The following is a 25,020-nucleotide window of genomic DNA, read 5'->3' on the forward strand; positions in this document are numbered from 1 at the left end:
CGTCGCTTAATCTGAAAACGATGCAACGGGGCTGAGAAGGGTGGGGCCGGCAGGCATGCCGTGCCGCTCGCTACAGCAGAAGCGGCGAGTGGCAACAGGATATCGACGAAGCCATTGGTTTGCGGATCGCGGCTTTCATGCGATGTTTTCCCGGCCTCGGCGCCGCGGTGGCGAACTGTCGTCGATTAGACGGGGCGCGCTGTCTCAGGAGAAATATCAGTGATCGGGGATCGGACAACGCTCGTCTGCGACGGGCAAGCCAACAGTCCTGGTACGGCGAATGCCGACGTGCGCGCGCGGGAATCGAAGCGCCTCATGGCCCTGGACGCGCTGCAAATACTTAATACATTTCCGGAAGAAGCCTACGACCGCATCGTGCGGCGCGTCAGCCAATTCTTCTCGGTGCCCATCTGCGTGATCTCGTTCATGGATCACGACGCTCAATGGTTCAAGGCGAAAGTCGGCGTGGAGATTCAATCGACGCCGCGCGAATGGTCGTTCTCCCAGGCCGCGCTCGAAACGGACGGCGTGTTCGCCGTGGAGGACACGCACCACTGCGCGCGTTTCGCTCAGCATCCGGCAGTGCGCGGCGAGCCGGGCATCCGCTTCTATGCGGGCATAGCGCTCGCGATAGAGCGTGACCAGAGGATCGGGGTGCTGTGCCTGGTGGACACGCGCCCGCGTGCGTTTGACAGCGCGGCGCGCGAAGCGTTGAAGGATTTCGCGGCGATCGCCGTGGACGAGCTGCATTTGCGCTTGCGCACGCGCCGTCTCGAGACGGAACTGGCCGCGCGGCGGGAAGCCGAGGCGGCCGCGTTGCAGGCGCAGAAGGAGCGCGCCGATTTTCTCGCGATGGTCACGCACGAAGTGCGCACGCCGCTTGCCGCGGTGGCGGGCATCGCCTCGCTGATGTGCCACGGCGGCGAGCTGCCTAATGCGCTCAGTGCGACGGCACTGCTGGAGTCGACCGAACATCTGGCGCGCCTGCTCAACGAGGTGCTCGATCTGGCGCGCATCGAGGCCAACGGCTTCACGTTCCGCCGCGAGCCCTTCGATCTGCTCCGGGAGCTGCGTTGCGCGCTCGACGTCTTTAGGCCGCAAGCCGCGGCCAAGGGCGTGGAGTTGCGGCTGCACGTCGATCCCGCCATGCCGCCGGCGGTTCTCGGCGATCGCACGCGCGTCGCGCAGATCATGCTGAACCTGTTGTCGAATGCCCTGAAATTCACCGAGCGCGGCCAGATCGAGGTGACGGCCGCCGTTCATCCGGGGCGCGACGCAGGCGCCGAAATCGCCATCGAGGTTCGCGACACCGGGATCGGCATGGAGCCGGCCGCCGCGCGCGCGCTGTTTTCCAGGTTCCGCCAGGCCGCCCCGGCGATTCGCTCCAGCTATGGCGGCACCGGGCTCGGCCTCGCCATTTGCCAGCGATTGATTCACGGCATGGGCGGAACCATCGGCGTCGAGAGCGAGCCGGGGGCCGGTACGCGGGTCCGCCTCCGCTTGCCGTGCGCGATCGCCCCCCGCGTCGAGGCCGCCGCCGCGCAAGCGCCGGCGGCGCGGGCCGCGATGCGGCGCGGCGACTATCTGGTGCTGGTGGCGGACGACGACACGGTCGGCAGGAAGATCGTGAGCGCGATGCTGAGCCGCCTCGGCTACCGCGTGGAAGCGTTCGCCAGCGGCCGCGCGGCACTGGCCGCGCTGCGCGAGCGGCCGTTCGACGTGGCGATCGTGGACCTGCAGATGCCCGATCTCGACGGCGTCTCGCTGGCCCGCGAGCTGCACACGCAGTCGGAGTTCGGCGCGACGGTGCCGCTGATCGCGCTGACGGGGCAGCCGAGGCCCGACGACGCGCTCGTCGAGCGCCTGTTCAACGGCTATCTCGTCAAGCCCGCCAGCGCCGCGGCATTGGACGAGGCGATCACGGAGATCCTGTCGCGGCGTGACTGCGCGACGCCCTGCACGCTCGCGGAGCGGGTCGCATGACGATCCCGACCAATCCGGCTGCGGGGCCCGCCGCGGCGCGGCCCTACCGGCGCCGCATCGGCTGGCTCGGCACCACGGCGCTAGCCGTGGGCGGCAGCAACCAGAGCCTGTTCCTGATCGCCGCGCTGTTCGCCGGGCAGGGCGACATTCCGGGGCAGGGCAGCGCGGCCGTGCCGCTGTTGATCGTCGGGCTGCTGCTCGGTTACGCCGCGCTGCCGGGCTGGATCGAACTGGTGATGATGTCGCCGACCCGCGTCGGCGGCATCGCGGCCGCCTGCACCGAGGCATTCAGGCCGTATGGGCGGGTCCTGTCGCCGCTCGTCGCCACCTGCTACTGGTGGGGCTGGGTGCCGACCTGCGGGCTCACGGCGATCCTGTCCGCGACGGCGATCCATGAGTGGTATCTGCCCGGCGTGCCGGTCGCGGCGCTGGCATGCGGGCTCGTGGCCGCGTTCACGGCGCTCAACCTGCTCGGCATCCGGTGGGTGACGCGGCTGGCGATACCGATCGCCACCTGCTCGGCGGTGCTCGCGCTGATCTCCGGACTCGCGCCGGTGCTGAGCGGCACGGCCGACTGGCATCGCGCCACCGACTTCAGCCTGACGACGCCGTTCGCCGGCTGGTTCGGCGGTCTCACCTCGTTGATGGCAGGCCTGTACCTGATCGGCTTCGCGGCACCGGCGTTCGAGGCGGCCGCCTGCCACGTCGGCGAGACGAAGCGGCCCGCCAGGAACGTGCCGCGTGCGATGAAGGCGAGCGCGGCGCTCGCCTCGGTCTATTTCATCGGCCTGCCGCTCGTGTGGCTCGGCACGCTCGGCGCGCGGCCGCTGGGCGGCGATCTCGGGCAGGTGCTGGGGCCGACCTTCGCGCCGGTGTTCGGCGCGTCCGCGAAATCGGCCGCGCTCTGGTTCATGATGTTCAACATGTTCCATGGCACGATCCAGCCGCTTGCCGGCGCGGCGCGTACCCTGTCGCAGATCGCGGACGACGGCTTCGCGCCGCGCTGGCTGGCGGTGCGCAACCGGCGCGACGTTCCGGTCCATGCCACGCTCGTGACGGCGGGCTTCGCGCTGGTGTTCCTCTTGATCGGCGACCCGATCTGGCTGGTCGCCGCGGCGAACTTCACCTACCTGATCGGCATCGCCGCGCCGAGCATCGCGGTCTGGCTGTTGAGGCGCAACGCGCCCGAGGCGCTACGGCCCTATCGGGCGCCGCGCCATACGATCGGCCTCGGCGTGGCCGCCGCCGCCGTCTGGCTGATGGCGACCGTGCTGGGATTCCAGCAGTTCGGCCTGCCCACGGTCGTGTTCGGCCTGGCGATGGCCTATTCCGGTGCCGCGGTGTACGCGTGGCGCTGCTGGGAGGACCGGCGCCGGGCCGGGCTGCCCGGCTTCGCATCCACGCTGCACCTGCAACTGACGGGGGCGATGCTGGCCGTGCTGGCGCTGGACGGCGCCGGCTACATTCTCGCCGTCTCGCGTCTGCCGGCCGACCAGGTCGCGCTGCGCACGGCGCTCGAGGATATTTTCGTGGTGGTGGCGCTGCTGACGATCACGGTGGGGATCGTGCTGCCGGGAATGATCGCGCATGCCGCCGAGGAGGTCGGCGCGGCGGCGCGGCAGCTGGCGGCCGGCACCTTGCGGGATTTCTCGAAGGCGATGAGCGCGTTGGGCCGCGGCGATCTCGACGCCGCGCACGCGAAGATCGATATTCGCCGGGTGCGGGTGCGTGCCCGCAACGAGCTCGGCGAGATGGCCGTGAGCTTCGACGCCTTGCAGAAAGAGGTGGCGTCGGCGGCGCTCGGGCTCGACGATGCGCGCGAAGGGCTGCGCAACGCCCGCGAGCGTCTGACGGTGGCGAATCGCGCGCTGCGCCGGCGCGTTGCCGAGCAGCAGCAACTCGCCAGCGAGCTGATGGCCGCGAAGGACAGCGCCGAAGTCGCCAATGCCGCCAAGAACCAGTTCATGGCGCGCATGAGCCACGAATTGCGGACCCCGCTGAACGGCGTGCTGGGGCCGGCCGGCCTGTTGCTCGACTGCCCGCGCGAGGGCGCCGAACGTGAACTGCTGCAGGGTATCCGCGAGTCGGGCGTGGCGCTGCGGACCGTGATCGAGCAGATCCTCGACATCGCGCAGATCGAGGCCGACGCGTTGGCCATCCATCGCCAGCCGGTCGCGCCGCTGGAGCTGGTGCGGCGCGTGAGCGATCCGTTCCGGCGCGACGCGCAGGACAAGGGCCTCGCGTTCGCCGTCCAGTGCGAGGGCGAGGACTGCCTGGTGTGGACCGATCCGCAGCGGCTGGCGCAAATCGTCGCCAACCTGCTGTCGAACGCGGTGAAGTTCACCGCGCGCGGCGCGGTGCAACTGCACGCGACACTCGCAACCGACGGTGCCGCCGCGGCCTCGCTCGTGGTGAGCGTGCGCGACACGGGCCGCGGCATCGCCGAGGAGAAGCGAGAAAGCGTGTTCGCCTCGTTCGCGCAGGCCGACGAATCGCGAACGCGCGACAGCGACGGCGCCGGCGTGGGCTTGTTCCTGGTGCGCGAGCTGGTCAAGCGGCTGGATGGGGAACTGACGCTCGACAGCGCGCCGGGACGCGGTTCGCTGTTCACCGTCACGCTGCCGCTCGCGGCACTCGCCGCGGGGGACGGCGCGCCTGCCGTGGCGCCGGCGGCCGTGCCGGGCGGCGAGGCGGACCGGCCAGCCGCGCGCCCGGACGAGGCGCAGCCGGCGGGCGCGCCCCTGATCCTGCTGGCGGAAGACAACCCCACCAATCGCGCGGTGGCGCTCGCGATGCTGAGCCGGCTCGGGCTGCAAGCGCGGGTCGCGAGCGACGGCGAGCAGGCCGTGCGCTTATACGAAGGCGGGTATTTCGATCTGGTGCTGATGGACTGCCACATGCCGCGCATGGACGGGCTGGCCGCGACGGCCGCCATTCGTTCGATGGAGCAGGCACGCCGTGCAGCGCGCGTTCCGATTGTCGCCATCACGGCCGACCTCACCTCGTCCAACCTGGTCGAATGCCGTTCGGCCGGCATCGACGAGGTGGTCGCCAAGCCGTTCACGTTCGCTGAGTTCGCTGCCGCGATCCGGAAATACCTGCCGCGATCGTTGCCGGACGGCGAAGCCCCCGCGCCGGCATCACGCGGCGCGGCAGCGCAAGCCGATTGTCGGGCGCAGGCGGCGATCGACGAGCAGTGCATCGCGGTCCTGCAGGAGTTGGCCGACGAGGACACGCCCGACCTTGCCCGCGACGTCGTCTCGACCTATCTCGCCAATGCCGGCTCGCAGGTGACCGCGCTCGTGAATGCGCTCGAGCGCGGCGCGTTGCACGAGGCCGCGAAGCTCGCGCACACGCTCAAATCCAGCAGCGCCTACGTCGGTGCGCTGGGCTTTTCGGCACTCATGGCAGATATCGAGCAACAGGCCGAGTTCGGCGAGGTGGACGCGCCGCTGGTGCCGCGGATCGCCAGCGTGTACCAGCTGGTTCAAGGCCAGCTGACTGCGCTGTTCGCCGAGGGCAGCGTCGATGGCTGAGCGATCCGCATTGGCCCCAGGCCGCACCGTGGCCGCCGCCGACGAGGCCGTACCGATCGTACCGACTGCAGCCTGCGTCGCAGGTGCGGGAAACCGGGAAACCGCTCGGTCGGCGGCGCCCTTGCCGCCGCCGGCGCAGGCCCGCCCATGTGGGCAAACGATCTAACTTGAACAGGGGGACCAGATGCCGAGAAGAAAAGCGAATCAAGCGACGCCGGGGGAGTTTCCCCAGGTGTCCGCCCCAACCATCGAACTCGTCGATCAGGCCTGCCGTGCGGCCGGCTTCACCACGTGGCAGGAACTGGTGGCAGCGGCGGGCGGCGGGGCGCTGTTCAAGCTGAGCTTCGCAGAAAGGCGGCCGGCGAACTTCGTGAAGGAGTTTGCTGCGCTGATCAAGTGGCATGGCCTCGGACTATGCGCCGACAATGCGCTGGACCTCTACCTTGGCATGCCTGCCATCCTGAAGCCGGTGATCGATACCGGCAGGAGCGCGCAGGCCCTCAGGCTGCCCGAGCTGGGCAAGCTGCAGGAGACGCAGGCGGGCCTCGTGGCGCTCTCGGGGGTACGACGTTCGGCCGGCGTCAAGTACGAGCGGCGCGCGACATCGCCGGAACTCGAAGGCGTCAGGGTGCTCGTCCTCGACGACGACGAGGTATCGTGCAAGGTCATCTCGGCGATGCTGAAACGCGCCGGCTCGCAGGTATCGGCATGCGCGGAGGCCGAGGCCGCGCTGGCCCTGCTGAAGCAGGCGCCGCCCGACATCGTCGTGCTCGACGTGGTGCTGGGCGGCGCGCTCGACGGCTTCGAGTTCTGTCGTGTGATGCGTACCAACGAGCGCTGCGCGCAGGTGCCCGCGATCTTCGTCACCGGTCAGGCCGGCCCCCATTCGCGCGCGCGGGCCGACGACGTGCGCGCGTCGGCATTTCTGGAAAAACCCCTGCGGGGCGACCAGCTGCGTGCCGCGGTGAACGGGCTGGCCCGGCACCTGCAGCCGGCCTGCTGAGGCGCGGCCGCGGCCGCACGGCGCTGGCCGCGGCCCGGGCGAATGTCGCTCTCGCCGCCGTGCGAAGCCCGCGTCGAGCCGGACTCCCTCGTCAAGCACACCTCCAGAAATCCGGCACCGCGATGACGCGATCGAAGCCCGCGACGGGCCGAAAGCGTTCGTCCGTTGCGGGCGGCCAAGCGGCTGGGCTGCTGCGTTCGAATAAGATCAGCGCCACGTTTTTCATCCGCCCATTCCGGGCGGATCGACGCGAACTCCGGCGTGCCATGCCAGGTCGCGCGCGTCTCGACGGCTTGCAGGCGATGCGCGCCGCCACGCTGCTTCAGCTAGCAGCCACGCCACGTCTGGTCGATTTGATGTGACGAATTCATCTCAAATTTACTTGATCGCCGTCAATTCCCATCGAGCGGGCTCGAAGATTTGAATTAGTAATGAAATGATCGCCTGATAAATTCACCAAAAACCACGGTGATTTTATGGCTTTCAATATCTCGATTTTGAAGGAAACTCGGGCCGGAGAGTGCCGTGTCGCGCTCGTGCCGGTGGTTGCGTCGCGTTTGCAGCGGCTTGGTGCACGGATATATATGGAATCCGGTGCCGGCATGAAAGCGAAATTCTTGAATGAGGATTACGAACAAGTCGATTTCGATTCGGATCGAATTCAGCTTGCCGCCCATGCGGATATCCTGCTCGCGGTGCAGCCGCCGCCGCTGGAGGTCGTCAATGCGCTGAAGCCGGGCGCGGTGCTGATTTCGTTTTTGCAGGCGCCGCACGAGGCGGCCCTGATCGAGGCGCTGCGCGCCCGGTGCGTCACCAGCTTCGCGATGGAGCGGATTCCGCGCATCAGCCGGGCACAGGCGATGGATGCGCTGTCGAGCCAGGCGGCGCTGGCGGGCTATTACGCGCCGCTTCTCGGCGCCGTGCATCTGCCGCGCATCCTGCCGATGCTGACCACGGCGGTCGGTTCGCTGCGCGCGGCGAAGGTGCTGGTGCTGGGGCTGGGCGTGGCGGGCCTGCAGGCGCTGGCTACCGCGCACCGGCTCGGCGCGGTGACCGAGGGCTACGACGTGCGGCCGGAGACGCGCGAGCAGGCGCTCTCCCTCGGCGCCAAGTTCGTCGATACCGGGGTCGACGCGCGCGGCGAGGGCGGGTATGCGCGGGAGTTGTCCGAGGACGAACGGCAGCGCGTCGGCGCGGTGCTGGACAAGCATATCGCCGAAGCCGACATGATCATCACCACCGCATCGGTGCCGGGGCGCCGCGCGCCCCGGCTCGTGTCGCTCGCCCAGATCGAGAGGATGAAGCCAGGTGCCGTCATCGTCGACCTCGGCGCCGAAAACGGCGGCAACTGCGAGGGCACGGTGGCGGGAGAAACGGTGGAAATCGGGCCGGTCACGATTCTCGGGCCCTGCAACGTGCCTTCCCTGCTCAGCCAGCATGCCAGCGAACTCTATGCGAAGAACCTGTTGAATTTCGTCGGACTGCTGGTCAAGGACGGCGCGCTGCATATCGATTTCGACGACGAAATCGTGGCCGGGACCGCCGTCACGCATGACGGCGCCGTTCGCTAGCGCCCCTTCCCCTCGCCAGGCCTGCCATCACGTTATCGCTTGATCCGGGAATCATCGTGACACTGATAATCGCGCTTTACATTTTCATGCTCGCCGCTTTCACGGGGTACGAGGTCATCAGCCGGGTGCCGTCGATTCTGCACACGCCGCTGATGTCGGGATCGAACTTCATCCACGGCATCGTGGTGGTGGGGGCGCTGCACGCGTTGCTGACGGCGACCAGCGTGACGGGCCAGATCATCGGCTTTGTCGCGGTCGTGCTCGGCGCGGCGAATACCGCCGGCGGCTACGTGGTGACCGACCGCATGCTGGCCATGTTTCGGGCAGCGGACAAGAAGAAGGACTGATCCATGTTCATCGATATCGAGCAGTTGAGCGGGATTGTTGCGGTCACGCTGTTTATCTTCGGGCTCAAGCGGATGTCCTCGCCGGTGACCGCCTTGTCCGGTATCAAGCTTGCCGGAATCGGGATGGCCGTCGCGATCGCGGCCGCCTTCCTGGTGATGGCCGACCTGCCTGCCGCGGCATCGGGCCGGCTTGTCGTGAACGTGGCGCTGGCGCTGCTCGCGCTGGCCTTCGGTGGCGGCTGGGCGGCATGGGCCGGCCGCAGGGTCCAGATGACGGGCATGCCGCAGATGGTTGCGCTCTATAACGGCATGGGCGGCGGTGCCGCGGCCGCGATTGCCGCCGCCGAGGTGGCGCGGGGCGGCACGCCGGGCATGCTGGTGTCCGGCGTCACGCTGGCCGGCGCGCTGATCGGCTCGATTTCGCTGACCGGCTCGGCGGTCGCCTGGGCCAAGCTCGATGGCCGGCTGGAGAAGCCATGGCGTTTCGCCGGACAGCGCGTCGTCAATGCAGCCGTCTTCGTCGCCAGCCTGGTGCTCGGCGTCGCGCTGGCGGTTGCTCCGCACGACGTCGCGGGCGGTGGCGGGTCGGCGGTCCTGGCCATGGCGTTTTTCGCATCGGCGCTCTTGTTCGGACTGCTCATGACGCTGCCGATCGGCGGCGCCGACATGCCGGTGGTGATCTCGCTCTACAACGCCTTCACGGGGCTCGCGGTGGGGCTCGAGGGTTATACGCTGGCCAGCCCGGCATTGATGATTGCCGGCATGGTCGTGGGCTCCGCCGGCACGCTGCTGACCTTGCTGATGGCCAAGGCGATGAACCGGTCGCTGGCCAACGTGCTGTTCAGCAACTTCGGCGACGCACCGGCCGGGCAGGCCGGTGCGGTACAGGGCAGCGTCAAGGAGACCGACGCCGCCGACGCGGCCATCAACATGCGCTATGCCTCGAGCGTCATCATCGTGCCGGGGTATGGCCTCGCGGTCGCCCAGGCGCAGCAGAAGCTGTATGAATTCGTCAAATTGCTGCAGGCGGCCGACGTCGACGTGAAGTTCGCGATGCACCCGGTGGCGGGACGCATGCCGGGCCATATGAACGTGCTGCTGGCGGAGGCGGGCGTGCCCTACGACATCATCTTCGACATGGAGGACATCAACGATGCCTTCGCCTCCACCGATGTCGCGCTCGTGATCGGCGCGAACGATGTCGTGAACCCGGCCGCACTGACCGACAAGTCGTCGCCGGTGTATGGCATGCCGATTCTCAACGTCAATCAGGCGCATCAGGTGTTCGTCATCAAGCGCGGCCAAGGCAAGGGCTACGCGGGCATCGAGAACCTGCTCTTTTATCAAGGCAATTGCAGCATGGTGTATGGCGATGCGCAGGCCGTGCTCACGCAGATGGTCCAGGCGCTCAAGGAAGTCGTTGTCTGACTCGGGATGGTTTTTTGCAAAGGTGGAAAGATGGCTTACGCGACGATCAACCCCTATACCGGGGAAGTAGTGAAGACGTTTGCCTCGGCAACCGATGTCGAGGTCATGCGCGCCATCGGCAGCGCGCACGAGGCATTCCTGGGCTGGCGCGACACGCCGTTCCCGGTCCGGGCCGCGGTGCTCCGCAAAGCGGCGGAGCTGCTGCGCCGGGACCGCGATGCCTATGCGCGCCTGTTGACGCTCGAGATGGGAAAGCTCTATGGCGAAGCGAAGGCGGAGGTCGAATTGTCGGCCCGCATTTTCGACTACTACGCCGAGCATGCCGCCGCACTGCTCGCGCCGAGACGGCTTGCCGTGGCGGACCCCGCGGAAGGGCGGGCGGAGATCGTCTACGAGCCGCTCGGCGTGCTGCTCGCGATCGAACCGTGGAATTTTCCTTACTACCAGATTGCCCGCATTATTGCGCCGCAGCTTTCGGCCGGCAACACGATGCTGCTCAAGCATGCCTCGAACGTTCCGCAGTGCGCGGCGGCGTTCGAGCAGCTGATGCGCGAGGCCGGCCTTCCGGAAGGCGCCTTCATCAATCTCTACGCCACCCGCAGCCAGGTGGGCCTCATCATCCGCGACGCGCGCGTGCAGGGGGTGGCCTTGACGGGCTCCGAGGACGCCGGCTCGACGGTTGCCGCCATGGCCGGCACCGCGCTCAAGAAATCGACCATGGAGCTGGGCGGTGCGGATGCGTTCGTCGTGCTCGACGATGCCGATCTGGAAAAAACGGTGAAGTGGGCGGTGTTCGGCCGGCACTGGAACGGCGGACAGGTCTGCGTGTCGTCGAAGCGGATGATCGTGGTGGACGCCGTGTACGACGCTTTTCTCGAACGTTACCGGCAAGGCGTGGCCGAACTCCGGTGCGGCGACCCGTTCCATCCCGAGACGACGCTGGCTCCGCTTTCCTCGCGCGCGGCCGCCGACGAGGTCAAGCTGAAGATTCAGCAGGCGGTGGCGCACGGCGCGAAGGCGGAAACAGTGGGCGCGCCGGTGCCGACGCAGGGCGCCTTCGTCCAGCCGACCATCCTGACCGGGATTCTCGAGGACAACCCGGCGCGCTACTGGGAGTTTTTCGGGCCGGTGTCGATGCTGTTCCGGGCCAGGGACGAAGCGCATGCCATCCAGATCGCCAACGATTCGCCGTTCGGTCTCGGCGGCTCGGTCTTCACGCGGGATGTCGAGCGCGGCGCGCGGGTGGCGCGGCAGATCTCGACGGGCATGGTATTCGTCAATCACCCCACCAAGGTGGAGGCCGATCTGCCTTTCGGCGGGGTTCGCCGTTCCGGCTACGGCCGGGAACTGCTCGATCTCGGACTCAAGGAGTTCGTCAATCACAAGCTCATCGATATCGTCGATATCGACGCCCGTTTCTAATCGTTCCGCCCGCGGCGGCCCAGGCCGGGGACGGCCGCCGCAGCACTGAACGCGGTCGTGCCCATGACGCGACGAAGCATGGCCGCCCATTTATGCTAAGGAGCGTTTCATGTCCAAGACGATGAAGGCCGCAGTGGTGCGTGAATTCGGCAAACCGCTCGCGATCGAGGAAGTGCCCGTACCGGTGCCGGGGCCCGGCCAGATCCTGGTGAGGATCGCGGCCACCGGCGTGTGCCATACCGATCTGCACGCCGCCGAGGGCGACTGGCCGGTCAAGCCGAAGCCGCCGTTCATTCCCGGCCACGAGGGCGTCGGCCACGTCGTCGGCGTGGGCGCGGGCGTCAGGCATGTGCGCGAGGGCGACCGCGTCGGCGTGCCGTGGCTCTACGCCACCTGCGGCCACTGCGTACACTGCCTCGGCGGCTGGGAAACCTTGTGCGAATCCCAGCAGAACACCGGTTATTCGGTGAACGGCAGCTTCGCGGAATACGTGGTCGCCGATCCGAACTTCGTCGGGCACCTTCCGGCCAACCTGCCCTTCGTCGACGTCGCGCCGATCCTGTGTGCCGGCGTGACCGTCTACAAAGGATTGAAGGTCACCGACACCAAGCCGGACGATTGGGTGGTGATCTCCGGAATCGGCGGCCTGGGGCATCTCGCGGTGCAATACGCCAGGGCGATGGGCCTGAACGTCATCGCGGTCGACATCGACGACGAGAAGCTCGAGCTGGCGAAACGGCTTGGCGCCGCCCTGGCCGTCAATGCCAAGCGCGAGGACCCCGTGCAGTTCGTGCGGTCCGCCGTGGGCGGCGCGCGCGGCGTGCTCGTCACCGCGGTCTCGCGATCCGCGTTTGCCCAGGCGATGGGGATGGTCGGCCGAGGCGGCACGGTGTCGTTGAATGGTCTGCCGCCCGGCGATTTCCCCCTGTCCATCTTCGATACCGTGCTCAACGGCGTGACCGTTCGCGGCTCGATTGTGGGGACGCGCCTGGACCTTCAGGAGGCGCTCAACTTTGCCGGAGAAGGCAAGGTGGCGGCGACGGTCAGCACCGCGAAGCTCGAGGATATCAACGACATCTTCTCGAAGATGCATCAGGGCGATATCCAGGGCCGCATGGTGATCGACTTTTCCGCCTGAGTCACCGCGCGCACGAGCGGCCGATTCCCGATGAATCGGCGTCAATGGGGCGGTCGAGCGGATCCGGCACCGCTCGAGCGGCCCGCGCGAGTTCGGCGTGCGCGAACCTCGCCCGCAGCGCGTGATGGACCTCACCGCGCCAGCGCGGGCCGGTGAACAAGCCGTAATGATCGCAGTCCTCGACGTCGAGGCGCATGCGTTGCCGGCCGGGCCGACCGCCGCACATCGCCAGCGCGGCATGGGTCTGGCCGGCGCCGGTGACGCTGTCGCGGCCGCCCTCCACGGTCAGCAGGTCGAGATCGCACAGGGCCGTGGGATCGACGCGCACGCCGCCTACCCGCCAGTCGCCCTGCGCGAGGCTGGCGCGCTGGAATACCGAATCGACGGTATCGAGGAAATACTCGGCTGGCATGTCCAGCAAGGCCGCATATTCGTTCAGTGCCCGCCGTGCGCCCTCGTAGGCGCGGGCGTCGCCGCTCGAGGCGGCCGACCGGCAGCGCTGCGCCATCTCGAGGTAGCGATGCGGGTAGACGAAGGCGATCTCCGCGCGCTGGAGATATGCCGGAAACACCTTTCTGCCCCGGCCGGCAAACCCTTGCGGCACCACGTCGATCAGGTTGCTGTCGCACCACGCCAGCGAATGCGAGCAGGCCGCGATGCCGAGCGCGCTTGGATGGATGCGTGCGTCGAGCGGGCCGCCGATCAGGGTGAGGCTGGCCGGTATCGGGGCGCCGCGCTGGGCCCGCAGCGCGATCGCGCCCAGGCCGGGGACCGCCGCCTGGCAGACGGCGACCACGTGCACCGGCCGGGTGCCGGTCAGCAGCCAGCCCACGAAGCCATCCAGCATCGCGACGTACTCGTCGAGACCGAAGCGGCCCGCATCGAGCGGCACGTCGCGCGCGTTGGCCCATTCGGTGACGAACACGTCGCCATCCTCCAGGAGCGCCTCGACGGTGTCCCGCATCATCACCGCGGCATGGCCGGCCAGCGGCACGCACAGCAGGATCGCGCGCCGCGCGTTGCGCCGGGCGAAGCGGCGCAGCGCGCAAAACGGCATGCATGCCGCGACCGTGCTGTCGATGCCGACGGCGCGTCCCTTCAGCACGATCGTATCGATCTCGAACGGCGGCATGCCGTCCTGCCAGCCCAGCATCGGTTCGAGCAGGTCGGCGCAGCAGGCCGCCGCCGTCGCGTCGCCGAGGGCGCCGGTCCACGCCGTCGCCGCGCGCCATGCGCGCCACCAGCGGGCTTGCTGTTCGATCAGGTCGTACCACATCGCAAAGATCCTCGACACGAGCCGGAGCGCTCACCGGCACACTGTCGTCTCCCGCTCCGGGCCGGCCTTGACCTGAGTCAGCGAGATCGCGGTATCGCGGCCTAAGCTGGCCTGCCGATCTTCCCGCATGGCAGGAGCGGAGCATGACGACCTCATCCCGACGCGCGCTGGTGCTGTTCTACTCACGCAGCGAAACCACCGCCCGGCTGGCTCGGCAGCTTGCCGACGAACTCGGTGCCGATTGCGAGCGCCTGCACGAAATCGACGAGCAGCGCCGGGCCGGCCCGGTTGGCTATCTGCGCTCGCTGGTGCACGTGCTGGCGGGACGATCCGCCGATCTTCTGCCGACGCTCAGCACCATCGCGGCCTATCAGCTGGTCGTGATCGGCACGCCGGTATGGGCCGGGCGCGTCTGCACCCCGGTGGCGACCTGGCTGGCCCGGCACGGCCGCGACGCGCGCGCAACCGCGCTGTTCTGCACCATGGGCGCAAGCGGCGACGCCGCGGTGTTCGCGCAGATGCAGGCGCTGATCGGTCAGCGGCCGCTCGGCAGCTGTGCTTTCCTTTCGCGCGACGTCCGGCGCGACGCGGTTCACGACAAGCTGACGCGCTTCGCCCGCACCATCACGGACCGGCTTGCCGAGCGGCAATGGCAGGCGCATGCGCCGTGAGCAGGCCGCCGGCGCGGACGGGGGCGCGTTGCGGCCCTGGCCGCGCCGCTGCGTCGGCACGCCGAGGCGGGCGCGGCGCCGGCCGGCCCCGCCGCGCCCGGCGCGCGGCCGATGCCCGCGAATGACCTGAGTCAATCGCGGGCCGGGCGGCATGCCTAAGGTTGTACCTGCCGCGCACGAACAGGAGCCTAGGACCATGAAGACCGACATCCAGCTGAAGAAGGACATCGAGAGCGAACTCGCGTGGGACCCGTCGATCGACGCGGCGCGTATCGGCGTCGCGGTCCATGACCGGATCGTCACGCTCAGCGGCGAGGTGCCGAGCTACCTGGGGAAGATCACGCTGCGCAAGGCGGTCGAGCGGATCGCAGAGGTCCGCGGCGTGGTGCTTGACCTCACGGTGCGGACTGCGGGCAGGGCGCAGCGCACGGACGCGGATATCGCGGCCGCGGCGCGAGCGGTGCTGGCGTGGGATGCGGCGCTCGGCGAGCAGGCGGTGCACGTCACGGTGGAGCGCGGCCGCGTGACGCTATCGGGCGACGTCGACGGGGCGCACCAGATGCAGGCCGCTGAGCGCGCCGTCGAACGCTTGAGCGGCGTCACCCACGTCAACAACGAGATCCGGGTGCGCCGGCATCCGGCGCAGAGCGATGTCGCGGCCAAGATCGCCGCGGCCATGACCCGCCACGCGGCGGACGTGGCCGGCAAGGTCGCCGTCACGATCCAGGACGGCCGCGTGACGCTGACGGGGCGGGTGGATTCGCTGCGCGAGCTGCAACTCGCCCGCAACGCGGCATGGTCGGCCCCCGGCGTGCGCGAGGTGGTTGATCAGCTGAGCGTCGCCTGAGCCCGGCGGCATGCGGCCGATGCCGGGCGCACCCTCGGCGGGTCGGCTCTCGGGCGCGAGCCGCTCCTCGTGGCGGAGGGCGGCGGCGGCTTCGCGGGCAGGCGCCGCGCTTCGTGCCGCTCGCCGCGCGTATCGACCAGGCGCCGCGCAGGCGGCGGTACGCCGTTGACTTCAATCAATCCCCAGGGCATGGCGCGATCGAGAATGTCGACTCCATTGCCCCTCAGGAGTGCAGCCATGAACGAATCCCACCACAAGCCATCGAACGGCGTACCCGCCGATCCCGTCGAGCGTGGCGCGCTCACGCGTTCGTTGCGTCATCCGCTCGAGACCCTGCGCCGCGAAATCGACCGCGTTTTCGACGATTTCGATCCGGCCGCGCGGCTGTCGGCGATCCGCCGCTCGCTGCTCGATGTCGAGCCGTTCTGGCATCGCGACGGAAACGGCGCGTCGGCCCCGGCCGTGGACCTGTCCGAGACCGAGCAGGCCTACGAGATCACGGCCGAGTTGCCCGGCATGAACAAGCGGGACATCGCGGTCACGCTCGCGAGCGGCGGCCTGTCGATTCGCGGCGAGAAGCAGGAGGACAAGGAGGAGAAAAACAAGGACTACTACATGCGCGAACGGCGTTTCGGCACCTTCGAGCGGTATTTTCCGATGCCCGAAGGCGTGGACCTCGACAAGATCGCCGCGTCCTTCGACAAGGGCGTGCTGAAGGTGACGCTGCCGAAGACTGCCGAGGCGTGCCGGGCCGCCAAGCGCATCGAGATCAAGGCCGGCTGAGGCGCGTGCCGAGCATGAGCCGGGCGCGAGGCCGGGCCGGGCGCCGCGCCGGACGCGGGCGGCCGCCGCTGCCGGGCGGCACGGCGGGCTGCCTGCTGGCGCTCGCGCTGTCCTGCTCGCCCGCGCGTGCCATGCCCGCCGCCGGCGCGCCCGCCGTGGCCGCGCAGGACGCGCCCCGCATCGTGCCCGGCGCGGTGGTCGCGGCGCAGGTCGAAACGCTGCGCGCCGTCGCCAGCCGCTACAACCTGCGGATCGCGGTCATCTCGGCACGCGGCGACTACCTGTCCGGGATCGATTTCGAGATTGCCTCGGGCCCGTGGCCGCTGTTCAGGGCGCGCACTGCCGGGGCCTTCCTGGCCGCGCACCTCAGCCCGGGACCCTACACGATCCGGGCGCGCCACGGCGCTATCGAGCAGGTTCGCGAAGTCCTGGTGCCGGCTCGCGGCGCCGTCGATCTGCGCATCGCCTGGCCGGACTCCGGCTCGCCCGGCGCGGCGCCCCGTTAGGGCAGGGGCGCCTGGGATGGAGGTGGGCTCGCGCCTGCGATGGACGTCGCGAGGCCCGGTTTCAAGCGATCGACGATGGCCTGCCGCCGCCACGCACGGCCGCGAGCCGGGCGGCCGGGGCGCGAACCGGCCGACGAAGCCCGGCCCCGTGAACTGCTCGGCGAGCAGGCGATCCTGGCGAGGAACAGCGCGATGCGCATGGCGGGCGCATCGTGGCGATTCCGGGACCGGGCAGGGGCGCGGCGTCGCGGCGCTCAGGCCTGCGCGGCAGCCACGCCGAGCGGCCCGCAAGCCGCGCAGCGCCTCGTGCCGGCGCCGTGCGCATGCTCGGCGGGCGGGTCCGCTGCGCCGGCCCGGATCGGCGAGTCGCCCGCGCCGTTGATGGGCAGCGCCGCGAACAGCGGCTGCCAGAAGCGGCGGCAGAGGTAGGCGCCGGCATCGCAGCCGGTATCGAAGCGGATCGCGAGTGCCGCCTCGGCGGGTTCGAGCGGCTCGGCTTGCAAGCATTGTCGAGCCAGCACCGCCGTGTCCGCGTCCGACGGGTCGCGGGCCAGCCTTGCCCTGGCACGCAGGCGCGCGGCGAGCGTTTCCCGGCTGGCGTCGAAGTCGAGGATCGCGGCCTCGGCGCCGAGGCGCTCGGCCAGCGCCAGGAAGGCGGCGCGGTGCCGCCGGCGCAGGAAGCTCGCATCGACGATCGCCGTCTGGGCGCTGGCGAGAACGCTGGCCGCCTGCTCGAGCAGGCGCTGATAGACGGCGTCGATCGCGGTCTCCGAATAGGCCGGGGGCGGCAGCCGCACGGCTTGCGCCACGCCCGCCATGCGCTTGCGTTCGACGTCGCTGGATAGACGGATCGCGCCGAGCATCCCGGCCAGCACACTGCTGGCCGCCGATTTTCCCGAGCCCGAAAAGCCGTGGCAGAGCAGCAGGCGCGGCCGGGCGGCGCGCCGCGATTGCGCCATGCTCGCGGCGATGCGCAGGTAGCGTGCGCGCGCGGCGTGCTCGCCGCGCAGGCGGGCGGTGAGCGCGCAGACCAGCGCGCGATAGACGAAATAGCCGGGCAGCACGGCCAGGGCCGCGTAGTCCCCGGTGCCAGCGAGCCAGACCGACAGCAGGCGATGCGCGCAGTCTCCCCGCCCGTGCGCGCAGTAGTCCATCAACGCGAAGGCGAGGTCGCTCGCGACGTCGATCCGGCGCAGGCGTTCGTCGAATTCGATGCAGTCGAACATCAGGACGCGCTGCCGCCAGCGGACGATGTTGTCCAGATGCAGGTCGCCGTGGCAGACGCGCACGAAACCCTCGGCGTGACGACGCAGCAATGCGGCCTCGATGCGATCCAGCTCGCCCGCGTACCAGGCCCGCAGCGCGGCTTCGTCCGGCACCGTCGCGTCCGGTTCGTCGAGCAGGGACCGGCACTGCGCGGCCGCCCGGGCGGCGTCCCCCTCGCGGCAGCGCGGCGCCTGGCGATGGTCCCGCGCCAGCGCGATCGCCAGGGCCTGGGCGTCCGCCGGCGCCTCGGCCTGGTGGGCGCAGCGCGCCGACAGCAGGGCGTCGGCATCGAAGCGGCGCATGCGCACCACATATTCGCCCGCTGGGCTTGCCGTCCGGTGCCGGCCGGGGCGGGCCGAGCGGCCGAATGCGCAGCGGCGGCCGCGTGCCAGGAGCGTCCAGACGCCGAGATACAGCGGGCCGGCCAGACGCTGGTTGAGCCGGTATCCGGCCAGCGCGCAGCGACGCCGCTGTGCTGCGCGGGCCAGATCGACGAAGGGCAGGCGCACCGGCTTGAGGCGCTTGTAGGCATACCGGCCGGCCAGGTAAACCACCGAAAGATGGGTCTCGATTCGCTCGATCCGGCCGGCCGGATGGGGATAGGTGGACGGACGGCGCAGCGCGCGATCGATCCGCCGCTCGGCCTGCCGGGCCGGGCCGCGGCCGAGGGCGAACGGCAGGTAGGGCGGGTGCGGCATGCATGGTCTCCCGGAGCGGCGCGCGGCCTGCGCGCGGTTCGCGGCGAGGGCGGTCCCACGGGCGGGCCGGCAGTCGCCCGCGTCCCGCCCGCGCCGCGCGGCCTGCCAGCAGCATGTACCGGATCGCGGCTCGAGCCTTGACGGAAGTCAATCGCCGCAGCGGCGGGAACGGGACGCGGCGCAGGGCTACGCTTCGCGAGCGCGGCGCGGCGCGGCGCAGCGGGGCGGGGCGGCGAGCGCGTGATCCGGCGTGAGCGCCGTCGCGGCGGCTCGAACCGCTCGTTTTCACTGCCCGCCGAGATCGACGCCGCCCGGGCACCGGCGCGCAGTCACGGCGGCATGCGCTTGCCCAGGCCGCCGAAGCCGGCGCCGGCCGGGCAGAGGCGATTGACGAGCGATTGACGAGCGGCCGTGCCGCCGCAGCGCGCCAATCAATCGATCCGCAATTGCCGTCCCGGCTCCAGATGCTCCCCAAGCGTGCCGCCGCTTGCGGACGGCGTGCGCGCGGCGGTGTCGAGACATCGCCGACAGTCTCCTGTCGCTTGACCCGAGTCCATCGAGGCCGGCGCAGCCTGCCCCGTTGACGCTTGACTTGAGTCAGAAATCCCCGGTTTCCTGCGCGCACAATCGGCTGGCGCGCGCCGCCTCGAGGCGTGCGGGAAAGGCGCCGCGGTGGACGGCGCGCTTTCCGAGATCCCGCAGGGAGGCGCGATGGCATTGTCAGGAGAACTGCATGACGCGGACTGGTCCGTGGCGATCGAGACGGTCGCCGAGGAAGCCGGCGGTTACCGATGCCGAATCCAGCTGATGCTGCGCTTGCCTGAGGGGCCGTGCGAGCATGCCTTCACGCACAGCCGCTGCCATCCGCGGGAAGCCGACGCCGCCGTCGAAGGGCTGCGGGTGGGCATGACCTGGATCGAGATGAGAAAGGCGAACGCCTTCACGATATGAGCGCCGGCCGCCCGGGCAGCGGGCTCGGAGCCTGGCGCGGGCACCCCGGCCGCCGGGGCGCCCCTCACTCACTGGCCCAGCACCCAGCGCGCGAGGCGGCGCGCCTGCGCCGGCGAGAGCGGGCCGCCGCGCTCGCCGGCCGTCGGCATCGGCGTGTCTCCCCAGTGCGCGCGCCCGCCCAGGCGCAGCTTGATGGCCAGCTGCGCCTCGGCATGCGGCACGTCGCGGTACCGTTGCGCAATCTGATGGAAGGACGGGGCGAGAAACGGCATGTCCGGCGTATGGCAGAACATGCAGTGCTGCGAATCGACCAGTTCCGTCGGTTCGGGCTCCACCGGCCGGGCAGGGCTGTTCGTCGCCAGCATGACCAGCAGGGCGAGGGCGGGCGGCCAGGTGAGCCTCATTCGGGCCGGCGGCCGGCTCCGCAACGATCGGCGGGCCGTCACGACACCACGTCCTGCAGCGGGCGGCGCGGCGAGTGAGGCAGCTGCGGGCCGCGGCCGATCCGCAGCAGCAATTGCGGGGTGCCGTGCAGGCCGAGCAGACGGCATAGCGCGGCCCGCGGGCCGCTCGTCTCGATCGGCTGGTTCAGGTAGGAGGCCGTATAGCCGGCGTCGGTGGCGGCGAGCAGCATCCGCTCCAGGGCCTGGCCGGCGGCCAGCCAGGCCTCGCGGTCGTCGTTCGCGGTGGTGATGCAGACGATCAGCGGCGACGCGTCCACCAGTTGGTGATGCAGCGCCGCCAGGCCGTTGCCGAGATCGAAAGTCCGTACCGCGCTGGTCACCAGCGGCGCGGCGAAGTCGAGCAGGGACGGCACCCCGGCCGCGAACGCCGGCATGCCGTCCAGATGGCGGCGCGGGTCGATCCAGCTGGCCAGCTCGCGACGGAAGCGCGGATCGCGGAACTGCTGGTGATCGGCCTCGGCGACCAGCTCGGCGATCTGCCTGCGCTGCGCGATCGAGTCGACCGTGACGGCGCCGGCGCCTTCGGCGATGACGGCCGACGTCAGGACCTGCTGCAGCGCCTGCGGAACCGCCTCGGGCTCGAACGCGGCGCGGGTCGTGACGCGTTTCGGGATGGCATCGGCGAGCGCGGCGAGCGCCGTGTCGATGTAGCCGTCGTTGCACACGCGCACCAGCGCGAGCAGATCGGGATCGACCTCGGAGGGAAACGGACTGATGGTGTAGGCGAGCCCGGCCCGGCTGAGCGCGACGCGCAGGTTGAGCAGCGCCGCCCCGCAACTGATGATCAGCTCGCGGTCGTAGGGGTCGATCACGGCCAGCGCGCGCATGCGGTCGGCGCACAGCGCGATCGTGTTGTCGTTGAGGACGAAGTGCCACGGCTGGGAGTTGTGGCTCGACGGGGCCAGCGTCGCGTAACGCAGCAGCAGGCCCAACTGGCTGTCCAGGCGCGCGCTGGCCGCGGGTGAGGTAGGCGAGGTCATTCGGCGATCTCCAGAGCGCCGGCCGGCGGCGCGATGCCACCACATCCTGTCAGCCGGCTTCGCATCGCCATTGACTCATGTCAAGCGCGCGACGGGATGCCATCCGTGCCGGCTTGCCAGCGTCTAGGCTTGAACCGGATTGGGCGCGGCACCGAGGTTCGCGCGGGAGGGAGTGACATGCTTGCGATGCAATTCGACGGCACGCGGCCGAGCCTGCGCGAGGTGCGCGTGCCCGACCCGCGGCCGGCAGCGGGGCAGTTGCTCCTCGACGTGCGCGCCTGCGGCGTCTGCCGCACCGATCTGCACATCATCGACGGCGAACTGGCGGATCCGAAGCGGCCGCTGATTCCCGGGCATGAAATCGTCGGCACGGTGAGCGCGCTGGGCGAGGGCGTGACCGGGTTCGCCGTCGGCGAGCGGGTCGGCGTGCCATGGCTCGGCCAGACCTGTGGCGTGTGCCCCTATTGCCGCTCGGCACGGGAAAATCTGTGCGATGCGCCGCGCTTCACCGGCTATACGATCGACGGCGGCTACGCCGAGCGCGCCGTCGCCGACCATCGCTACTGCGTCCATCTGCCGGCGCGCTATTCCGACCTGGAGGCCGCGCCGCTGCTCTGTGCCGGCCTGATCGGCTATCGCAGCCTGCGCATGGCGGGCGATGCGCGGCGCATCGGCATCTACGGGTTCGGCGCGGCGGCCCACCTGGTCTGCCAGATCGCCCGGGCCGAGGGGCGGCGGGTGTTCGCCCTCGTCCGGCCCGGCGATCTGGCCGCCAGGCGGCTGGCCTTGTCGCTCGGCGCGGTGTGGGCGGGCGGCAGCGACGAGGCGCCGCCGGAGCCGCTCGACGCCGCGCTGATCTTCGCCCCCGTGGGCGCCTTGATTCCGACCGCGCTGCGCATGCTCGTCAAGGGCGGAATCGTGGTGTGCGGCGGGATCCACATGAGCGAGATCCCGGCGTTTCCCTATGCCTTGCTGTGGGGCGAGCGCCGTCTCGCCTCGGTCGCCAATCTGACCCGCGCGGATGCCGTCGCGTTCATGCGCACCGCCGAGGCGATACCGCTGCGCGTGCAGGCCTCGGCCTACCGCCTGAGCGATGCGAATCGCGCGCTCGACGATCTGCGCCAGGGGCGGGTGTCGGGCGCAGCCGTGCTGACCCTGCCGGGCTGACCGGCGGTTCGGCGGACGCGCCCGGCGGTGCGCCGATCTGGCCGGGGGGCGGGCGCGACCGTGCCCGCCCGCAACGGGCGCCTCCCCGCCGCCTGTCGGCGTGTGCCCGACCGGCCGGCGCGGGCTTGACGCAGGACAATGGGAAATCGTCGCGCTGATCCAGGCTGGCCGGTGGGACACGGGCGAGGGCATCCGTCATGTACGAACGTATCTTTGCCGCATTGGACGACAGCCGCGGTGCGTGGCTCGCGCTCGCGCAGGCGATCGCGCTGGCGCGGGCATCGGGGGGCACGGTCGAGGCGAGGTATGTGGTGCCGGACGCGCCGCGGCTGATCGATTTCGACAGCGGCTACGTCGACCGGCTCGAGCCGCACCGGCCCACGCCGGACCGCGCCGCGACCGTGACCGCCGCAGCGCAGGCGGCGCTGCGGCGCAGTGGAGTGCGCGGCAGCGCGTTGGCGATCGAGGCGGGTGGCGAGGACGTCTCGGCGGTGCTGGCGCGCGCGGCCATCGAATGCGACGCCGACCTGATCGTGATGGGCACCCGCGGCCGCCGCGGCTGGCGCAGGATGCTGCTCGGCAGCATCGCCGAATCGCTGGTGCGCGTCGCCGGCCGGCCGGTGCTGGTGGTGCGGGAGCTGCCGGCGCGCTGAGCGGCGGGCGAGATCCCGAGCACGCCGGCGGGCGCGGCCCCGGCGGCGCGCCGGATCAGTGCGAGAACAGCACGGGCACCGTCATCCTGTCGAGGACCGTGCGCGTGGCGCCGCCCAGGATGCGCTCGTACCTGCGGGCGTGACTGTACAGGCCCATCACGATCAGGTCGGCATGCAACTCGGCCGCGCGGTCCAGCAAGCTCGCTCCGGTGCCGGCCGCGCGCTCGCGCGGCACGGTCGAGAAGGCGGCGCGCACCCGATGGCGCTCCAGGTAGGCCGCCACGTCGACGCCGGCCGGCGCGTCGGGATCGGTGCCGCCGTGCTCGACCGTCACCACGTTGACCAGATGCGCGTGCGCCAGCAGCGGCAGCGCGTCGGCCAGCGCGCGGGCGGCTTCGCGTTTGCCGTCCCAGCCCACCAGCACGTTCTCGCCGCAGCTTGCGACCGCGCCCGCGCGCGGCAGCACCAGGATCGGTCGCCCGGCACCCATCACCACGTCCTCGACGAAATGGCCGGCGACATGACTCAGGCGGTCGTTCGGATCCTCCTGTCCAAGCAGCATCAGGTCGGCATGGTGCGCATGCCGGATCACGGTCCGCACCGCGTCGCCCGCGGGCGCCTGCCATTGCACGCTGCGTCCGGCGGCCTCGGCAGCCGCCAGGAAGCGCTGCTCGGCCGCCGTGCGGCGCTGCTCGCCCAGGCGCTCGTACTCGCCGAGTGCGAGCGGCTCGCCGGGCCGGCGCAGCGGCTCCAGCAGATCCTGGCAGACCACGTAGAGGCCGATCAGATGGGCGTTCCAGCGCGCGCTCAGCGCGAGGGCCAGCGCGGTGCGGGTGCGGCAGCGCTGGCTGTCGTCGAGATGGACGATCAGGGTTCGATAGCTCATGACGGCTCCTTGTCGATCGAGGCCGGACGCGGCCGGGCGGCTGCCCGGCGTGGCCGTGGCGCGGTTCATCATCGGCCCGCCCGGGCCGCTCGCGCTGACCTGGATCAATCGCGGCGGATGGCACGCATGAGGCGCGCCGCGTCGCGCGCCACGATCCAGGCTTCGTTGGCCGGCTCGACCACCACCGTCACCTTGCTCGCCGGCGTCGAGACGACATGCGCGTGGGCCGCGTTGGCGGATGCGTCGAGTTCGATGCCGAGCCAGCCCAGCGCGGTGCAGATGCGTTCGCGCAAAGGCGCGCAATGCTCGCCGACGCCGGCGGTGAACACCAGCAGGTCGAGGCCGCCGAGCAGGGCGGCCAGCGCGCCGGCCTCGCGCACGATGCGGTGCACGTAGAGGGCCAGCGCGTCGTGCGCCCGCCCGTCGCCGGACGCCTCGTGCGCGAGCAGCACGCGCGGGTCGCCCGAGATGCCGGAGACGCCGAGCAGGCCGGACCCGTGATAGAGCATCCGGCCCAGGGCCTGGCCGTTCGTCGCTCCGGCCTCGAGCAGGTGCAGGATCACGCCGGGGTCGAGGCTGCCGCACCGGGTGTTCATCATCAGGCCGTCGAGCGCGGAGAAGCCCATGGTGGTCGCGATGCTGCGGCCCTCGCGCATCGCGCAGAGGCTCGCGCCGCTGCCCAGGTGGGCGGCGATCACGCGCGCGCGGCAGCCGAACGACTCGTCGAGTACGACGCTGAGGTATTCGTAGGACAGGCCATGGAACCCGTAGCGGCGCACGCCCTGCTCGAACCAGGCATGCGGCAACGGCAGCAGCTGCTCGACACGCGGCAGGCTGCGATGAAAGGCGGTGTCGAATACCGCGATGTGCGCCGCGCCCGGAAACGCTGCCCGGAGAACCTCGATCGCGTCGAGGCTGTGCGGCTGGTGCAGCGGTGCCAGCGGCGCCAGCGAGCGCAGCGTGTCCATTACCGCGGCGTCGAGCAGCACCGGCTCGCCGTAGCGCGCGCCGCCGTGCACGACGCGGTGGGCGACGGCGCCCACCGCGACATGCGGCAGCCGCTCGCGCAACCAGGCCACGACCTGCGCGAGCGCGGCGCGATAGGGGGCGCCGCTGCCGTGCGGGGGCAGCGGGCGTGGCGGCTCGTCGTCGAAGCGGATCGTCATGCCGGCGCCCTCGTCGCACGCCTGCCCCGCATGCAGCGGCCGGCGCTCGGGATCGCCGTGCGGTGCATGGGCGAACACGGCGAACTTGATGCTCGACGAGCCGGTGTTGATCGCGAGCAGCGAGAGAATGCGCATCGTCCGGCTCAGCAGGGTGCGAGCAATCCGGCCCGCCCCGGCGCGCGGTCCGTGTCGAACCCGATGCGCCGGACGCGGCGGCCCGCGAAGGCCGGGCAAGAGGCACGCCGTGCCCGCGCGGCGCGGCCGGCCCGGCTGGTGGT

At 70.5% G+C, this 25,020-nt stretch carries 21 protein-coding genes; 15 read left to right on the forward strand and 6 right to left on the reverse strand.

Annotated features, from left to right (window positions below; genetic code table 11):
• Positions 1 to 315: 315 nt before the first annotated feature.
• The 8 genes from KS03_RS04055 (at position 316) to adhP (ending at position 12,428) form a co-directional block, all read left to right on the forward strand.
• On the forward strand, positions 316 to 1,983 hold the full coding sequence (locus KS03_RS04055) for a hybrid sensor histidine kinase/response regulator (protein ID WP_015878058.1): 1,668 nt from the start codon (positions 316 to 318) through the stop codon (positions 1,981 to 1,983).
• The gene (locus tag KS03_RS04060) at positions 1,980 to 5,519 is read left to right on the forward strand and encodes an amino acid permease (RefSeq protein ID WP_035984537.1); all 3,540 of its coding nucleotides are present in this window, start codon (positions 1,980 to 1,982) and stop codon (positions 5,517 to 5,519) included. Before KS03_RS04055 ends, KS03_RS04060 begins: the two co-directional genes overlap by 4 nt.
• A gap of 232 nt (positions 5,520 to 5,751) precedes the next feature.
• Complete coding sequence (locus tag KS03_RS04065) at positions 5,752 to 6,522, forward strand: response regulator (protein WP_015878056.1); 771 nt, start codon at positions 5,752 to 5,754, stop codon at positions 6,520 to 6,522.
• Positions 6,523 to 6,998: 476 nt separating this feature from the next.
• Positions 6,999 to 8,093 (forward strand): NAD(P) transhydrogenase subunit alpha, encoded by a 1,095-nt coding sequence (locus tag KS03_RS04070; RefSeq protein WP_015878055.1) that lies wholly within the window; start codon positions 6,999 to 7,001, stop codon positions 8,091 to 8,093.
• A 56-nt stretch (positions 8,094 to 8,149) separates the two neighbouring features.
• Positions 8,150 to 8,440 carry an NAD(P) transhydrogenase subunit alpha part 2 gene (locus KS03_RS04075; protein WP_015878054.1) on the forward strand — a complete coding sequence of 97 codons (291 nt, stop codon included), beginning with the start codon at positions 8,150 to 8,152 and terminating at the stop codon, positions 8,438 to 8,440.
• Between the two features lie 3 nt (positions 8,441 to 8,443).
• Entirely contained in the window at positions 8,444 to 9,868 is a 1,425-nt protein-coding gene (locus KS03_RS04080) for an NAD(P)(+) transhydrogenase (Re/Si-specific) subunit beta (RefSeq protein WP_017432761.1), read from the forward strand.
• A gap of 30 nt (positions 9,869 to 9,898) precedes the next feature.
• Positions 9,899 to 11,290, forward strand: a complete 1,392-nt coding sequence (locus tag KS03_RS04085) for an NAD-dependent succinate-semialdehyde dehydrogenase (protein WP_015878053.1) — start codon at positions 9,899 to 9,901, stop codon at positions 11,288 to 11,290.
• Positions 11,291 to 11,399: 109 nt separating this feature from the next.
• Positions 11,400 to 12,428, forward strand: coding sequence for an alcohol dehydrogenase AdhP (gene adhP / locus KS03_RS04090; RefSeq protein ID WP_015878052.1), 1,029 nt, complete (start codon positions 11,400 to 11,402; stop codon positions 12,426 to 12,428).
• 1 nt (position 12,429) lies between these two features.
• Here the strand turns inward: adhP and phaZ are convergent, their stop codons facing one another.
• Positions 12,430 to 13,704: a polyhydroxyalkanoate depolymerase gene (gene phaZ / locus KS03_RS04095; protein ID WP_015878051.1), complete on the reverse strand. Its 1,275-nt coding sequence runs from the start codon at positions 13,702 to 13,704 to the stop codon at positions 12,430 to 12,432.
• A gap of 143 nt (positions 13,705 to 13,847) precedes the next feature.
• Between phaZ and KS03_RS04100 the strand changes: the two genes are divergently transcribed.
• From KS03_RS04100 to KS03_RS04115, 4 genes are all read left to right on the forward strand, one after another.
• Complete coding sequence (locus tag KS03_RS04100) at positions 13,848 to 14,375, forward strand: flavodoxin family protein (RefSeq protein WP_015878050.1); 528 nt, start codon at positions 13,848 to 13,850, stop codon at positions 14,373 to 14,375.
• A 196-nt stretch (positions 14,376 to 14,571) separates the two neighbouring features.
• A complete protein-coding gene (locus KS03_RS04105) occupies positions 14,572 to 15,222 on the forward strand; it encodes a BON domain-containing protein (RefSeq protein ID WP_015878049.1) in 651 nt (216 codons plus the stop codon).
• A gap of 237 nt (positions 15,223 to 15,459) precedes the next feature.
• Positions 15,460 to 16,005, forward strand: coding sequence for an Hsp20/alpha crystallin family protein (locus KS03_RS04110; protein WP_015878048.1), 546 nt, complete (start codon positions 15,460 to 15,462; stop codon positions 16,003 to 16,005).
• Between the two features lie 131 nt (positions 16,006 to 16,136).
• Positions 16,137 to 16,511: a hypothetical protein gene (locus KS03_RS04115; RefSeq protein WP_045678785.1), complete on the forward strand. Its 375-nt coding sequence runs from the start codon at positions 16,137 to 16,139 to the stop codon at positions 16,509 to 16,511.
• A gap of 254 nt (positions 16,512 to 16,765) precedes the next feature.
• On the opposite strand, the gene KS03_RS04120 is transcribed toward KS03_RS04115, so the two are convergent.
• A complete protein-coding gene (locus KS03_RS04120; protein ID WP_015878046.1) occupies positions 16,766 to 18,475 on the reverse strand; it encodes a bifunctional aminoglycoside phosphotransferase/ATP-binding protein in 1,710 nt (569 codons plus the stop codon).
• Positions 18,476 to 19,186: 711 nt separating this feature from the next.
• On the opposite strand from KS03_RS04120, the gene KS03_RS04125 reads away from it, so the two are divergent.
• Positions 19,187 to 19,426 carry a hypothetical protein gene (locus tag KS03_RS04125; RefSeq protein ID WP_015878045.1) on the forward strand — a complete coding sequence of 80 codons (240 nt, stop codon included), beginning with the start codon at positions 19,187 to 19,189 and terminating at the stop codon, positions 19,424 to 19,426.
• A 68-nt stretch (positions 19,427 to 19,494) separates the two neighbouring features.
• Here KS03_RS04125 and KS03_RS04130 read toward each other — a convergent pair whose 3' ends face one another.
• Positions 19,495 to 19,830 carry a c-type cytochrome gene (locus KS03_RS04130; RefSeq protein ID WP_015878044.1) on the reverse strand — a complete coding sequence of 112 codons (336 nt, stop codon included), beginning with the start codon at positions 19,828 to 19,830 and terminating at the stop codon, positions 19,495 to 19,497.
• 38 nt (positions 19,831 to 19,868) lie between these two features.
• A complete protein-coding gene (locus KS03_RS04135; RefSeq protein WP_015878043.1) occupies positions 19,869 to 20,870 on the reverse strand; it encodes an Acg family FMN-binding oxidoreductase in 1,002 nt (333 codons plus the stop codon).
• Positions 20,871 to 21,047: 177 nt separating this feature from the next.
• Here KS03_RS04135 and KS03_RS04140 point away from each other — a divergent pair, with 177 nt between their 5' ends.
• Both KS03_RS04140 and KS03_RS04145 read left to right on the forward strand, forming a co-directional pair.
• Positions 21,048 to 22,037 carry a zinc-dependent alcohol dehydrogenase family protein gene (locus KS03_RS04140; RefSeq protein WP_015878042.1) on the forward strand — a complete coding sequence of 330 codons (990 nt, stop codon included), beginning with the start codon at positions 21,048 to 21,050 and terminating at the stop codon, positions 22,035 to 22,037.
• Positions 22,038 to 22,234: 197 nt separating this feature from the next.
• Complete coding sequence (locus KS03_RS04145) at positions 22,235 to 22,690, forward strand: universal stress protein (protein WP_015878041.1); 456 nt, start codon at positions 22,235 to 22,237, stop codon at positions 22,688 to 22,690.
• Between the two features lie 55 nt (positions 22,691 to 22,745).
• Here the strand turns inward: KS03_RS04145 and KS03_RS04150 are convergent, their stop codons facing one another.
• Entirely contained in the window at positions 22,746 to 23,576 is an 831-nt protein-coding gene (locus tag KS03_RS04150) for a universal stress protein (protein WP_015878040.1), read from the reverse strand.
• Positions 23,577 to 23,680: 104 nt separating this feature from the next.
• A complete protein-coding gene (locus KS03_RS04155; protein ID WP_015878039.1) occupies positions 23,681 to 24,877 on the reverse strand; it encodes an acetate/propionate family kinase in 1,197 nt (398 codons plus the stop codon).
• Positions 24,878 to 25,020: the final 143 nt, after the last annotated feature.

Origin of the sequence: Burkholderia glumae LMG 2196 = ATCC 33617, from assembly GCF_000960995.1 — a bacterium.
GTDB lineage: Bacteria > Pseudomonadota > Gammaproteobacteria > Burkholderiales > Burkholderiaceae > Burkholderia > Burkholderia glumae.